This is a genomic window from Nocardioides conyzicola (assembly GCF_039543825.1).
GTDB lineage: Bacteria > Actinomycetota > Actinomycetes > Propionibacteriales > Nocardioidaceae > Nocardioides > Nocardioides conyzicola.
This window is the reverse complement of record NZ_BAABKM010000002.1, coordinates 2,551,641-2,565,802: the sequence shown is the minus strand read 5'-3', so window position 1 is coordinate 2,565,802 and position 14,162 is coordinate 2,551,641. Positions and strand designations below refer to the sequence as shown.

13 protein-coding genes are annotated in these 14,162 nt (G+C 69.8%); 3 read left to right on the top strand and 10 right to left on the bottom strand.

Translation table 11 applies throughout. From position 1 onward, the window contains the following. Positions 1-2 precede the first annotated feature (2 nt). Entirely contained in the window at positions 3-1,385 is a 1,383-nt protein-coding gene (locus tag ABEA34_RS15510; RefSeq protein WP_345522268.1) for a GH1 family beta-glucosidase, read from the bottom strand. Between the two features lie 47 nt (positions 1,386-1,432). On the opposite strand from ABEA34_RS15510, the gene ABEA34_RS15505 reads away from it, so the two are divergent. After that, positions 1,433-2,440 carry a LacI family DNA-binding transcriptional regulator gene (locus ABEA34_RS15505; RefSeq protein WP_345522266.1) on the top strand — a complete coding sequence of 336 codons (1,008 nt, stop codon included), beginning with the start codon at positions 1,433-1,435 and terminating at the stop codon, positions 2,438-2,440. Here the strand turns inward: ABEA34_RS15505 and trmB are convergent. Next, on the bottom strand, positions 2,425-3,150 hold the full coding sequence (trmB, locus tag ABEA34_RS15500) for a tRNA (guanosine(46)-N7)-methyltransferase TrmB (protein WP_345522264.1): 726 nt from the start codon (positions 3,148-3,150) through the stop codon (positions 2,425-2,427). The genes ABEA34_RS15505 and trmB overlap by 16 nt on opposite strands. Before the next feature lie 91 nt (positions 3,151-3,241). Between trmB and ABEA34_RS15495 the strand changes: the two genes are divergently transcribed. Continuing rightward, a complete protein-coding gene (locus ABEA34_RS15495) occupies positions 3,242-4,585 on the top strand; it encodes an aspartate aminotransferase family protein (RefSeq protein ID WP_345522263.1) in 1,344 nt (447 codons plus the stop codon). 3 nt (positions 4,586-4,588) lie between these two features. Here the strand turns inward: ABEA34_RS15495 and ilvA are convergent, their stop codons facing one another. The 8 genes from ilvA to ABEA34_RS15455 all read right to left on the bottom strand — a co-directional run bounded on the left by ilvA (position 4,589) and on the right by ABEA34_RS15455 (position 13,810). Next, positions 4,589-5,845, bottom strand: a complete 1,257-nt coding sequence (ilvA, locus tag ABEA34_RS15490; RefSeq protein ID WP_345522262.1) for a threonine ammonia-lyase IlvA — start codon at positions 5,843-5,845, stop codon at positions 4,589-4,591. 187 nt (positions 5,846-6,032) lie between these two features. Then, positions 6,033-7,226, bottom strand: coding sequence for an elongation factor Tu (gene tuf, locus ABEA34_RS15485; RefSeq protein WP_345522261.1), 1,194 nt, complete (start codon positions 7,224-7,226; stop codon positions 6,033-6,035). A 66-nt stretch (positions 7,227-7,292) separates the two neighbouring features. After that, entirely contained in the window at positions 7,293-9,404 is a 2,112-nt protein-coding gene (gene fusA, locus ABEA34_RS15480) for an elongation factor G (protein WP_345522260.1), read from the bottom strand. 85 nt (positions 9,405-9,489) lie between these two features. Next, entirely contained in the window at positions 9,490-9,960 is a 471-nt protein-coding gene (gene rpsG / locus ABEA34_RS15475; protein ID WP_028644778.1) for a 30S ribosomal protein S7, read from the bottom strand. Position 9,961: 1 nt separating this feature from the next. Then, positions 9,962-10,336: a 30S ribosomal protein S12 gene (gene rpsL, locus ABEA34_RS15470; protein WP_028636428.1), complete on the bottom strand. Its 375-nt coding sequence runs from the start codon at positions 10,334-10,336 to the stop codon at positions 9,962-9,964. 132 nt (positions 10,337-10,468) lie between these two features. Continuing rightward, positions 10,469-11,842, bottom strand: coding sequence for an MFS transporter (locus tag ABEA34_RS15465; protein WP_345522259.1), 1,374 nt, complete (start codon positions 11,840-11,842; stop codon positions 10,469-10,471). A 10-nt stretch (positions 11,843-11,852) separates the two neighbouring features. Continuing rightward, positions 11,853-12,302 (bottom strand): MarR family winged helix-turn-helix transcriptional regulator, encoded by a 450-nt coding sequence (locus tag ABEA34_RS15460; protein WP_345522258.1) that lies wholly within the window; start codon positions 12,300-12,302, stop codon positions 11,853-11,855. A gap of 47 nt (positions 12,303-12,349) precedes the next feature. Continuing rightward, entirely contained in the window at positions 12,350-13,810 is a 1,461-nt protein-coding gene (locus tag ABEA34_RS15455; RefSeq protein WP_345522257.1) for an NCS2 family permease, read from the bottom strand. Between the two features lie 48 nt (positions 13,811-13,858). Here ABEA34_RS15455 and ABEA34_RS15450 point away from each other — a divergent pair, with 48 nt between their 5' ends. Then, a complete protein-coding gene (locus ABEA34_RS15450; RefSeq protein WP_345522256.1) occupies positions 13,859-14,161 on the top strand; it encodes a DUF2530 domain-containing protein in 303 nt (100 codons plus the stop codon). Position 14,162 lies beyond the last annotated feature (1 nt).

The window sequence follows — 14,162 nt, the reverse complement described above, 5'->3', positions numbered from 1 at the left end:
GGTCAGGACGAAGCGGATCCGATGTGCTCGGCCAACCAGTGGTAGGACGCCTTGGGAGTGCGAGTGAGGTCCTGCGGGTCGATGTGCACGACGCCGAACGTCTTGGTGTAACCCTCGGCCCACTCGAAGTTGTCGAGCAGCGTCCACACGATGTAGCCCCGGACGTCGGCGCCGGCCGCGCGAGCGGCCTCGGTGGCGGCGATGTGGTCGCGCAGGTAGCCGATCCGGTCCTGGTCGTCCACCATCGTCGAGCCCGGCCCGGCGACACCCTCGACGAGGGTGTCGTCGGGGTATGCCGCACCGTTCTCGGTGACGATGATCGGCAGGCCGGTCCGCTTGTGGGTGTCGACCAGGAGCTGCTCGAGGCCGGAGCCGTCGACCTCCCAGCCGATGTCGGTGCGCGGCTCGCGCACGACGAACGAGACCGGGGTGACGCCGGGGTAGGCCTCGACCTCGGGGTGCACGGTGAGGTTCGGGTCGGCGAGCGTTGGCCGGAACGGGGTGTAGTAGTTGACGCCGAGCCAGTCGGCGGAGTCCCGCACGAGGGCGAGGTCGCCGTCGCGGACCAGCTCGGGGTCGGCGAGCTCGGGAGCCACGCGCAGCAGACCCTCGTCGTACGCCCCGTCGATGAGCGGGTCCAGCCAGATCCGGTTGCGCACGGCGTCGAGCTCGTCGGCGGCGCCGGCGGCCTCCGGCGTCTCGGGCCAGAACGGCGCCAGGTTGTGCACGATGCCCACGTCGGTCACGCCGGCCTCGTGCAGGCGGGCGGCGGCCAGGCCATGGGCGAGGTTGAGGTGGTGCGCGGCCCGGTGCCCCGCCACGCCCTCCTTGCGGCCGGGGGCGTGGATGCCGGCCGAGTAGCCGAGGTAGGCGGCACACCACGGCTCGTTGTGGGTGGCCCACACCTTGACCCGGTCGCCGAGGCGCTCGTGGACGACCATCGCGTAGTCGGCGAAGGCCTCGGCGGTGCTGCGTTCGAGCCAGCCGCCGCCGTCCTCGAGGGCCTGCGGGAGGTCCCAGTGGTAGAGCGTGGCGGTCGGCTGCACCCCGCGCGCCAGCGCGGCGTCGACGAGCCGGTCGTAGTAGTCCAGGCCGCGGGTCTCGACGGCGCCGGTGCCGGTCGGCATGATCCGCGGCCAGGCGACCGAGAAGCGGTACCAGCCGGCGTGGAGGCCGGCGACCAGGTCGAGGTCCTCCTCGAAGCGGTGGTAGGAGTCGCAGGCGACCGAGCCGTCCCGGCCGTCCCTGGTCGCCCCGGGCTGCAGCGCGAAGGTGTCCCAGATCGAGGGGCCGCGGCCGTCCTCGGTGTGCGCGCCTTCGATCTGGTACGCCGCGGTGGCGGCGCCGAAGGCCAGGGTCGATCCGTCCGGGAGGTGCGAGGTCATGGGCACCACCGTAGTGCCTCGGCCGGGAAAGTGGGAGCGCTCCCGCTGTGACCAGCATCAAGGACGTGGCCCGCGACGTGGAGATGTCCACCGCAACGGTCTCGCGCGCGCTGCGCGGGCTCCAGGGCGTCTCCGAGGAGACCCGCGGCCGCGTCATGGAGTCGGCCCGGCGCCTGGGCTACGTGCCCTCCCCCAGTGCGGCGGGACTGGCCAGCGGCCTGACCCGCACGGTCGCCGTCATCGTGCCCCGGGTGACGCAGTGGTTCTTCGCCGCGATCGTCCAGGGCGCCGAGGAGGTGCTCCGCGAGCGGGGCTACGACCTGCTGCTCTACAACCTCGCCGGCGACGCCTCCGCGCGGCACCGGGTCTTCGAGACCAACCTGCTGACCAAGCGGGTGGACGCCGTGCTGGTGCTCAGCCTCAAGCCGAGCCCCGACGAGCTCGACCGCCTCCTGCGGCTGGGCCGACCCGTCACCATCATCGGCGCCGACATGCCCGGCTGGGCCACCGTGCGGATCGACGACCACGAGGCGGCCTCCACCGCGACCCAGCACCTGCTCGACCTCGGGCACCGGCGGATCGCCTACATCGGCGGCGCCACCGAGGGCGTCCTCGACTTCACCGCCCCGTCAGCGCGGCTGGCCGGCTACCGCTGCACCCTCGAGCGCACGGGCGCCCCGCCCGCCCCGGAGCTGGAGGCCGACGGTGCGTTCACGGTCGCGGGAGGTCTCCGGGCCGCGCGCGAGCTGCTGTCGGGCACCGACCGGCCGACCGCGATCTTCGCGGCGTCCGACGAGATGGCGATCGGCGCCCTGCGGGCCGCGCAGGAGCTCGGCCTCCGGGTGCCGGAGGACGTGTCCGTGATCGGCATCGACGACCACGAGATGGCCAGCTACTTCGACCTCACCACGGTCGCGCAGCCCGTGCACGAGCAGGGCCGGGTCGCGGCCACCCAGGTGCTGGCCGCCCTCACCGACGACCACTGGCACCCCGAGCAGGTGATCCTGCCGACCGAGCTCGTCGTACGCCGGACCACCGCTCAGCTGCGCACGTAGGCCAGGTCGACGATGTGCCGGTCGGCCGCCAGGCCTCGGCGCTCGAACTTGGTGACCGGACGCTCGGCCCACCGCTCGACCACGCCACCGGTGAGCAGCGGCTCGGCGTCCAGGACCTCGACCATCTGCTCGGCGTAGTCGGCCCAGTCCGTCGCCAGCCGCCACTCCGCACCCAGCGCGAGCCGCTGTGCCGCCATCTCGGCGAAGGCCGGGGTGACCAGCCGACGCTTGTGGTGGCGCACCTTGTGCCACGGATCGGGGAAGAAGATCCACAGGGCGGCCAGGCTGCCGGGCTCCACCAGGTGCTCGAGCGACCAGACGGCGTCCACGCTCAGCATCCGCACGTTGGTCAGTCCGGCGTCCCCGATCCGGCCGAGGGTCTCGGCCACACCCGGGCGCCAGACCTCGAAGGCCACCACGTCGTGGTCGGGGCGGGCCGCCGCGAGCTCGACCGTCGACTCGCCGATGCCCGAGCCGATCTCGACGATCAGCGGCGCCTCGCGACCGAAGAGGCGCGGCAGCGAGAACCCCGGGTCGTCGACCGCCTCGTCGGGCACCCACCACCGCTCGGCGTACGCCGTCCAGGCGCGCTGCTGGCGTGGCGTGAACCGGCTGCCGCGACGGGCATAGGTGAGGACCTCCTGCAGCCGGCGGCCGTCCTCGGTCAGCTTGTGGTGCGGGCGCGCCGGTCGGACGCCGTCCTGGTTCATCCGGGGTCCCCGCGGAATCGTGGTTCGGAGGAGCGCAGCGGGGGAAGGGCCGCGATTCCGTGGGGTGAGTTCATGGGCTTATCTTCCCAACATGGTCGACCGCACCCGAATCGCGTCCCTGCGTGCCGAAGAGGAGGCCCGCTTCGTCGCGGCGCACCCGCGATCGGCCGAGCTGGCCGAGCGGGCACGCGGCCCGCTGCTCGCCGGCGTGCCGATGCCCTGGATGACCCGGTGGCCGGGTCGCTTCCCGGTCTTCTTCGAGTCCGCCTCCGGCGCGCGACTGGTGGACGTCGACGGGATCGAGTACGTCGACCTCTGCCTCGGCGACACCGGTGCCATGACCGGTCACGCACTCCCCCAGGTCACCGCCGCGATCAGCGAGCGCGCGGGCCGTGGCATCACGACGATGCTGCCCTCCGCCGATGCGATCTGGGTCGGCGAGGAGCTGGCCCGGCGTTTCGGGCTGCCGACCTGGCAGCTGGCGATGTCGGCGACCGACGCCAACCGCTTCGTGCTGCGCTTCGCGCGCCACCTCACCGGCCGGCCGCGGATCGCGGTCATGGACTGGTGCTACCACGGCACCGTCGACGAGACGCTGGCCGTCCTCGACGGCGACCGCGTCGTCGCCCGCCCCGGTGCCCTGGGTCCGCAGGTCGACGTCGCGGAGACCACCGCGGTCGTGCCGTTCAACGACCTGGACGCCCTCGACCGGCGGCTCGCGGTCGGCGACGTGGCGTGCCTGCTGATGGAGCCGGCCCTGACCAACATCGGGATCGTGCTGCCGGAGCCGGGCTACCTCGAGGGCGTCCGCGAGGTCACCCGGCGCCACGGCGTGCTGCTGGTCATCGACGAGACCCACACGCTGTGCGCCGGGCCCGGCGGCGCCACCGCCGCGTGGGGCCTGGACCCCGACATCGTGGTGGTGGGCAAGCCGATCGGCGGCGGCATCCCGTGCGCGGCGTACGGCCTGAGTGCCGAGGTCGCCGAGCGGCTCTCGGGGCCGATGCTCGGGCACGAGATCGACGTCGCCGGCGTCGGCGGCACCCTGACCGGCAACGCCCTGGCGCTGGCCGCGATCCGGGCCACCCTGTCGACCTGCCTGCGCGACGAGGACTTCGCCGTGGCGATCCCGCTGGCCGAGCGGTTCACCGAGGGCGTGGCCGGCGTGATCGCCGAGCACGGGCTGCCCTGGCACGTGCAACGGCTCGGCTGTCGCGCGGAGTACTGGTTCTGCCCGCCACCCGCCGACGGTGCCGCCGCGGCTGCCGCGGTCGACGAGGAGCTCGAGGGCTTCCTGCACCTGTGGTGCCTCAACCGCGGCGTGCTGCTGACGCCGTTCCACAACATGGCGCTCTTCAGCCCGCACCACAGCGAGGCCGACGTCGACCGGCACACCGAGGTCTTCGGCGAGGCGGTCCGCCAGCTGACGGGCTGAGCCTCACATCAGGAACGTGAAGAGCGGCGAACCCGGTGGCACCCGCTCGATGGTCAGCGGGCTGGCCTCCATGCGGTCGAGGAGTCCGGCCAGGCCTGCTGCGCTCTCGAGCTCGATCCCGACCAGGGCGGGACCGGTCTCGCGGTTGTTCTTCTTGACGTAGTCGAAGACCACGATGTCCTCGGTCGGGCTGAGCACCTCGTCGAGGAAGTGCCGCAGCGCGCCGGGCTCCTGCGGGAAGGAGACCAGGAAGTAGTGCCGCAGCCCCTGGTGGAGCAGTGACCGCTCGACGATCTCGCCGTACCGGCTCACGTCGTTGTTGCCACCGGAGACGATGCACGCGATCGCACTGTCGTCGGGGAAGGTGCCGGCCAGCTCACGTACGGCGGCGCTCGCGAGCGCTCCCGCGGGCTCGGCGATGATCCCCTCGACCTGGTAGAGGTCGAGCATCTCGGTGCAGACGGCTCCGGCATCGACCGTGACGACCTCGTCGACGAGATCCCGCACGAGGGGGAACGTCACGTCGCCGACCCGGCCCACCGCGGCGCCGTCGACGAACGTGTCGACCTCCGGCAGCAGGACGGGCCCGCCCGCCGCGAGGGCCGCGGTCATGCTCGCCGCACCCTCGGGCTCGACGCCCACGATGCGCACCTGCGGGTGCCGCTCGCGCAGCCAGACGGCGAGGCCGGCGACGAGACCGCCGCCGCCGAGCGGTGCGACCACGGTGTGCACCGGCATCGCGGTCTGGCCCATCAGCTCCACCGCGACGGTGCCCTGGCCGGCGATGGTGCGTACGTCGTCGAAGGGCGGCACGTAGACCGCGCCGGTCCGCTCGGAGTCCGCGAGCGCAGCGGCCCCGGCGACGTCGTACGAGCTCCCCTCGACGACGAGGTCGACCCGGCCCTCGCCCAGGGCGAGGATGCGCTGCCGCTTCTGCCGGGGGGTGTTGCCCGGCACGTAGACCCGGCCGTCGACACCCAGGCGCGCGCAGCTCCAGGCCAGCCCCTGGCCGTGGTTGCCGGCACTGGCGCAGACCACTCCCCTGGCCCGCTCCGCGTCCGTCAGCCCGCTGATCAGGTGGTAGGCGCCGCGCACCTTGTAGGAGCGGGTGAGCTGCCGGTTCTCGCGCTTGAGCAGGACCGGGGCCCCGACGATCTCGCTGAGCCGGACGCTGTGCTCGAGCTCGGTCCGGCGGACGACCGGCCGCAGGACCTCGTACGCCGCCTCGACGGCTGCGGCGTCCACCCTCGCTGTGCTCACGGAACGACCCTAGGGGTTGGGGTTTGCACCTCGACTCGCGGTCCGCTGTGGGATCGCCGAGTCGGCGCTACTTTCCACTGCGGCGCTTCGCGCAGGGGGAAACTAGCGCCGACTCGGCTCCTATCAGCACAGACAGAAGGGCCCCGACAGCCTTGCGGCTGTCGGGGCCCTTCGTGTCAGTGCTAGATCACTTGGTGATCTTGGTGACCCGGCCGGCGCCGACGGTGCGGCCACCCTCCCGGATCGCGAAACGCAGGCCCTCGTCCATGGCGATGGGCTGGATCAGCTCAACGACCATCTCCGTGTTGTCGCCGGGCATGACCATCTCGGTGCCCTCGGGGAGGGTCACGACGCCGGTCACGTCCGTCGTACGGAAGTAGAACTGCGGGCGGTAGTTGTTGAAGAACGGCGTGTGACGGCCGCCCTCCTCCTTCGAGAGGATGTAGACCGAGGCCTCGAAGTTGGTGTGCGGGGTCGTGGTGCCCGGCTTGATGACGACCATGCCGCGCTCGATGTCCTCGCGCTTGGTGCCACGAAGCAGCAGACCGACGTTCTCGCCGGCCTGGCCCTCGTCGAGCAGCTTGCGGAACATCTCGACGCCGGTGACGGTCGACTTCTGGGCGACCTCGCGGATGCCGATGATCTCGACCTCCTCACCGACCTTGACGATGCCGCGCTCGATGCGACCGGTGATGACGGTGCCACGACCGGTGATCGTGAAGACGTCCTCGACGGGCATGAGGAACGGCTTGTCGGTCTCACGGGCCGGGGTCGGGATCGACTCGTCGACCGCCGCCATCAGCTCGAGGATCGACTCGCCCCACTTGGCGTCGCCCTGCAGCGCCGGGAAGGCGGCCACGCGGACGACCGGGATGTCGTCGCCGTCGAACTCGTACTCGGAGAGGAGCTCGCGCACCTCCATCTCGACGAGCTCGATGAGCTCCTCGTCGTCGACCATGTCGCACTTGTTGAGCGCCACGACCAGGGCCGGCACGCCGACCTGGCGGGCGAGCAGCACGTGCTCACGCGTCTGCGGCATCGGACCGTCGGTGGCGGCGACCACGAGGATCGCGCCGTCCATCTGGGCCGCGCCGGTGATCATGTTCTTGATGTAGTCAGCGTGACCAGGGCAGTCGACGTGCGCGTAGTGGCGCGCCTCGGTCTGGTACTCGACGTGCGCGATCGAGATCGTGATGCCGCGCTGACGCTCCTCGGGAGCCTTGTCGATCTCGTCGAACGCCGAAGCGGCGTTGAGATCCGGGTACTTGTCATGCAGCACCTTGGTAATCGCCGCCGTCAGCGTCGTCTTACCGTGGTCGATGTGACCGATGGTGCCGATGTTGACGTGCGGCTTGGTCCGCTCGAACTTCGCCTTAGCCACTGGGGCTCCTCCTGTGTGGGTTGTTACTTGACTCGTACAAGTTGTTGCCGAGGGTCCGGACGAGGGTTACTCGCCGCGAACCTTCTTGATGATCTCGTCGGCGATGTTCGTGGGAACCTCGGCGTACGAGTCGAACTCCATCGAGTACGAAGCCTGGCCCGAGGTCTTGGACCTCAGGTCGCCAACGTACCCGAACATCTCTGACAGCGGCACGAGGGCGTTGACGACGATGTCGCCATGCCGCTCCTCCTGCGCGCGGATCTGGCCGCGACGACTGTTGATGTCGCCGATGACCGTGCCGAGGAACGAGTCGGGCGTCGTGACCTCGACCGCGAACATCGGCTCCAGCAGCACGGGCTTCGCCATGCGGGCGGCCTCCTTGAAGGCCTGGTTGCCGGCGATCTTGAACGCGAGCTCGGACGAGTCGACGTCGTGGTAGGCGCCGTCCTCGAGCGTGAACTTCACGTCGACCATCGGGTAGCCGGCGAGGACGCCGAACTCCATGGCGTCCTGGCCGCCCTGGTCCACCGAGGGGATGTACTCCTTCGGCACCCGACCACCGGAGGTGGCGTTGACGAACTCGTAGCCCGCACCGACACCCGTCTCGGGGTCGATGTTGGGGGCGAGCGAGACGACGACCTTGGCGAACTGGCCGGACCCACCGGTCTGCTTCTTGTGGGTGTAGCTGTGCTTCAAGACCTCCTTGCGGACGGTCTCGCGGTAGGCGACCTGCGGCTTGCCGACGGTGGCCTCGACGCGGAACTCACGCTTCATCCGGTCGACCAGGATCTCCAGGTGGAGCTCGCCCATGCCGGCGATGATGGTCTGGCCGGTCTCTTCGTCGGCCTTGACCGTGAAGGTGGGGTCCTCGTCGGACAGCCGCTGGATCGCGGTGCCGAGCTTCTCCTGGTCGCTCTTCGTCTTCGGCTCGATGGCGACCTCGATCACCGGGGCCGGGAACGTCATCGACTCGAGGATCACCTGGTGCTGCGGGTCGGACAGCGTGTGACCCGTCTTGGTGTCCTTGAGGCCCATGACGGCCACGATCTGGCCGGCGCCGACCGACGCGATCTCCTCACGCTTGTTGGCGTGCATCTGGTAGACCTTGCCGATCCGCTCCTTGCGGCCGTTGACCGAGTTGACCACGGTCGCACCGGCCTCGAGCTTGCCGGAGTAGACGCGCACGTAGATCAGCTTGCCGAGGTGCGGGTCGGTCGCGATCTTGTAGGCCAGGCCCGAGAACGGCTCGTCGTCCGACGGGAGACGCTTGATCTCGACGGTCTCGTCCTTGACGGAGTGACCGATGATCGCGTCGATGTCGAGCGGCGACGGCAGGTACTTGACGACGGCGTCGAGCAGGGGCTGGACGCCCTTGTTCTTGAACGCCGTGCCGCAGAGCACCGGGTTGAGCTTGTCGGCGAGGGTGGCGCGACGGATCGCGGCCTCCAGCTCCTCGACGGTGAACTCGCCCTCGTCGAGGAACTTCTCCATGATCTGGTCGTCGGCGTCCGACAGCGTCTCGAGCAGCTTCTCGCGGTACTCCGCAGCCTGCTCGGCCAGCTCGGCCGGGATCTCCTCGATCACGTAGTCCTCGCCGATCGTGGTCTCGCCACGCCAGACGAGCGCGCGCATCCCGACCAGGTCGACGACACCGATGAAGTCGCCCTCGGCGCCGATCGGCAGCTGGAGGACCAGCGGGGTGGAGTTGAGGCGCTCGACCATCATGTCGACGCAGCGGAAGAAGTCCGCGCCGGTGCGGTCCAGCTTGTTGACGAAGCACATCCGGGGCACGGAGTACTTGTTCGCCTGGCGCCACACCGTCATCGTCTGGGGCTCGACACCGGCGACACCGTCGAACACCGCGACCGCGCCGTCGAGGACGCGCAGCGAGCGCTCCACCTCGGCGGTGAAGTCCACGTGCCCGGGGGTGTCGATGATGTTGATCTGGTGGTCCTTCCACCAGCAGGTCGTCGCGGCGGACGTGATCGTGATGCCGCGCTCCTGCTCCTGCTCCATCCAGTCCATCGTGGCAGCGCCCTCGTGGACTTCACCGATCTTGTAGGTGATGCCGGTGTAGAAGAGGATGCGCTCGGTGGTGGTGGTCTTGCCGGCGTCGATGTGCGCCATGATGCCGATGTTGCGGACCTTGTTGAGGTCCGTGGTGATGTCGACAGCCACTGTTGTCAGCGTTCCTTAGAAAGTTTGTGGAGGTGCGGGTGGAGCGCAGGCGACCGGTTCTGCAACCGGGCACCTGCGCCCGTGGTCACCAGCGGTAGTGCGCGAAGGCCTTGTTGGACTCGGCCATCTTGTGGGTGTCCTCGCGCTTCTTCACAGCGGCACCGAGGCCGTTGGAGGCGTCGAGGATCTCGTTCATGAGGCGCTCGTGCATCGTCTTCTCGCGACGATCGGCGGCGTAGCCGACGAGCCAGCGCAGCGCGAGCGTGGTGCCACGCGTGCCCTTGACCTCGATCGGGACCTGGTAGGTCGCGCCACCGACGCGGCGGGACTTGACCTCGATGGTCGGCTTCACGTTGTCGAGCGCGCGCTTCAGCGTGAGGACCGGGTCGGTACCGGTCTTCTCGCGGCAGCCCTCGAGCGCGGTGTAGACGATGCGCTGAGCAACCTGCTTCTTGCCGTCCTGGAGGACCTTCGACACGAGCTGGGAGACCAGCTGCGACCCGTAGACCGGGTCGATGTCGATCGGCCGCTTGGGAGCGGGACCCTTGCGCGGCATATCAGCTCTTCTCCTTCTTGGCGCCGTAGCGGCTGCGAGCCTGCTTACGGTTCTTGACGCCCTGGGTGTCGAGGGTGCCGCGGATGATCTTGTAGCGGACACCGGGGAGGTCCTTCACCCGGCCGCCGCGAACGAGCACGATCGAGTGCTCCTGAAGGTTGTGACCAACGCCCGGGATGTAAGCGGTGACCTCGACGCCACTCGACAGGCGCACGCGGGCGACCTTGCGGAGAGCGGAGTTCGGCTTCTTCGGGGTGGTGGTGTAGACGCGGGTGCAGACGCCACGGCGCTGCGGAGACCCCTTCAGGGCAGGCGTCTTGTTCTTCGACACCTTGTCCTGGCGGCCCTTGCGGACCAACTGATTAATGGTGGGCACCGGGTGGTTCCCCTTCTTGTTGGCTATCAGTACGCACACTCTGCGCGCACGGTGTTGAAGCTGTGTTCGGTGGTGCTGGGCAACTCGCTGCGCTAACCCCCGAGGTCGGGCGTGTCGCCCAACTGCTGGTTTTCAGCGGGATCCGGAGAGGTTCTCACTGAGGGGATTGACCGTGCCGGAGTCGGGGTTCTCTGCCCCCGACGAGGTCCGGGCACGCGCATCAGCCTGGTTGTCCCAGACACGAGGAAAAAGATTACCCGTGCCCTCTACAGGGGTCAAAACGCTACGCACCCCTCCCTGGAGCCGCGCGTAGACCGCGAGGGCCAGCGCGATGCCCGCGAGGGTCAGCAGACCGCCGATCACGAGGGTCCAGCGAGCCCCGAGGTGCTGCCCGATCCAGCCGATGATCGGCGACCCGATCGGCGTCCCGCCCATCACGATCGTCATGTAGAGCGCCATCACCCGACCCCGGATCGCCGGCGGCGTCTCCAGCTGGATGGTGGCGTTGGCCGAGTTGAGCAGCGTCAGGGTGCAGAACCCGATCACCGGGCAGAAGAGCACGAACGCGACGTACGACGGCAGCAGCCCGGCGACGATCTCGGCCAGCCCGAAGCAGACGGCCGCGACCACGAGCAGGCGGAGCCGCACCCGGACCCGCCGGGCGGCCATCAGCGCGCCGGTCAGCGAGCCGACCGCCATCACCGACCCGAGGACGCCGTACTCGGTGGCGCCCTTGTGGAAGACCTCGGTCGCCATCAGCGCGGAGGTGATCTGGAAGTTCATGCCGAACGTGCCGGCGAAGAACACCATGATCAGGATCATCACCATCTTGGGCTGGCTGCGGACGTAGCGGACGCCCTCGACCAGGGCTCCGGGCGTGCGTCCGCGCAGCGCCGGCGAGTGGAGGAGCGCGACGTTCATCCGCTGGAGCTGGAAGATCACGGCGGCGTACGACGCCGCGTTGACCAGGATCACCCAGCCGGTCGCCTGGGCGCCGCCGCCGAGGGCGCCGATCATCAGGCCGGCGACGCCCGGGCCGAGGATGCGGGCGGCGTTGAAGGCGGCGGAGTTGAGGCCGACCGCGTTGGTGAGCTCGTCCTGGCCGACCATCTCGGAGACGAACGCCTGGCGGGCGGGGCCGTCGAAGGCGGCACCGATGCCGAAGAGGAACGCGATCAGGTAGACGTGCCAGGTCTGCGCGACGCCGGTGACGGCGATGACGCCGAGCACCAGGGACGCGAGGGCCATGGTGGCCTGAGTGACCTGGAGCAGCCGTCGCTTCGGGAACCGGTCGGCGATCACCCCGGCGTACGGCGAGAGCAGGAGGATCGGGAGGAACTGGAGCCCGGTCGTGATGCCCAGCTCGGTGCCGCTGTTGCCCGGCAGGTGCAGGACCAGCCAGTCCTGCGCGACCCGCTGCATCCAGGTGCCCGTGTTCGACACGACGCTACCGGCCAGGTAGAGGCGGTAGTTCGGGTTGCGGAGGGCGCGGAACGTGGGGCTCAAAGCGGTGAGATCAGTCCTTCTGGGCGAGGCGGTCGAGGATGGGGGCGGCGCGGCGGAGCACGGCGCGCTCGTCGGGGGTCAGCTCGCGGAGCCGCTGGGCGAGCCAGGCGTCGCGGCGCTCCCGGTCGGCGAGGACCCGACTGCGGCCCTGCTCGGAGAGCTCGACGACGACCTGGCGGCCGTCGGTCGCGTGGGGCCGCTTCACGACGTCCCCGCTCTCCTCGAGGCAGTTGACCGTGCGGGTCATCGACGGGGGCTGCACCTTCTCGGCAGCCGCGAGCTCGCCGACGGTCATCGCACCGCGACGCGACAGGACGCCGAGCACGCCCATCTGGTTGAGGCTCAGCTCGTTGTCGGGGTGCCGCTCCCCGGCGAGGCGCCGGCGCAGCCGCATGACGCCGAGACGCAGCTCGGCGGCGAGCCCGGCATCGGTGCGGGCGACCTTCTCCACGGTGGGCATGTCGTTAGCATAAGTCATTACCCATGCTAACTATTCCTCGCCCCCGGTCAGCTGAGCCAGCTGGTGATGGGGTTGATGCAGAAGTAGACGACGAAGAGGGCGGCGACGACCCACATCAGCGGGTGGAGGTCGGCGACCTTGCCGCGGACGGCCTTGATCAGCACGTAGGCGATGAAGCCGGCGCCGATGCCGACGGAGATCGAGTACGTGAACGGCATCAGCACGATCGTGAGGAACGCCGGGATGGCGATCTCGAGGTCGTCCCAGTCGATGCCCTTGACCTGCTGCATCATCAGGAAGCCGACGAGGACCAGCGCCGGCACAGCGGCCTCGGAGGGGATGATCGCCACCAGCGGCGCGAGGAAGATCGTGAGCAGGAAGAGCGCGCCGGTGACGACCGAGGCGAGACCGGTGCGGGCGCCCTCGCCGACGCCGGAGGCCGACTCGATGTACGACGTGTTCGACGAGACGCCCGCGGCGCCGCCCGCGGCCGCGGCCAGCGAGTCCACGACCAGGATCCTGCGGGTGTTGGGCGGCATCCCGTCCTCGCCGAGCAGGCCCGCCTCCGCGCCGATCGCGGTCATCGTGCCCATCGTGTCGAAGAAGTCGGCGAGCAGCAGCGTGAAGACGAGCAGCAGGGCGGTGACCACGCCGACGTTCTGGAACGACCCCAGCAGGCTGAACTCACCGAGGGTGTCGAAGTGAGGCGTGTCCACGATCTTGTCCGGCCAGGCGGGGACGTTGAGCGACCAGCCCTTCGGGTTGTCGGCCGACGCCTTGCCGACGTCGGCGATCGCCTCGACGACGAACGCGAAGACGGTGGTGATGATGATCGAGATCAGGATCGCGCCCTTCACGTGGCGCACCCACAGGGCGATCACCAGCAGCAGCCCGACCGCGAAGACCAGGACCGGCCACCCGGAGAGCTGGCCCGTCTGGCCGAGCTGCACCGGCACCGTGGTGTTGGCCGCGTCGGGGATCCGGCGCACGAAGCCCGCGTCGACGAAGCCGATCAGCGCGATGAACAGGCCGATGCCGACCGAGATGGCGATCTTGAGCTGCGGGGGCACGGCGTGGAAGACGGCCTCCCGGAAGCCGGTCAGCACCAGGACGAGGATCACGACGCCCTCGATGACCACCAGCCCCATCGCGTCGGCCCACGTCATCTGGCTGGCGATCGAGAACGCCACGAACGCGTTGAGACCGAGCCCGGTCGCCAGCGCGAGCGGGTAGTTGGCGACGACGCCCATCAGGATCGTGAGCAGCCCGGCGACGAGGGCGGTGCCGGCGGCGATCGCCGCGAGGTTGGGCGCCGTGCCGCCGCCGAGGACCTTGCCGTCCTCGTCGGTGGCGAACCCGAGGATCAGCGGGTTGAGCACGACGATGTAGGCCATCGTGAAGAAGGTGACGAGGCCACCCCGGACCTCGCGTCCCACGGTCGAGCCGCGTTCGGTGATCTTGAAGTACCGGTCGATGCCGCCCGCGGCGATGGTGCTCTGGTTGCTCACGGCCGGTAAGCATTCCACGCCCGGTCGCGCGTCGACTAGCGTGTCGGCGTGGAGTACGACGAGGGTCAGCCCCTGCAGCACGAGATCGGCAGCCGCACGTACTTCATCGCCGACGTCGAGCCGCTGGACGTCGACGGCGTACGCACCGTCGAGGTCGGGACGGCGCTCTGGTTCATCGCCTTCCTCGCCCTGCTGCCGTTCTACGGCCGCCTCGACGACTCGGGTCGCCTCTGGTGGCTGTGGACGTGCATGGCCGGCGTCGGACTCGGCCTGATCGGGCTCGAGTACTGCCGCCGCAAGCGGCGCGCGCGCACGGAGCAGGCGGCCGAGCTCGACGCCCTGGAGGGCTAGC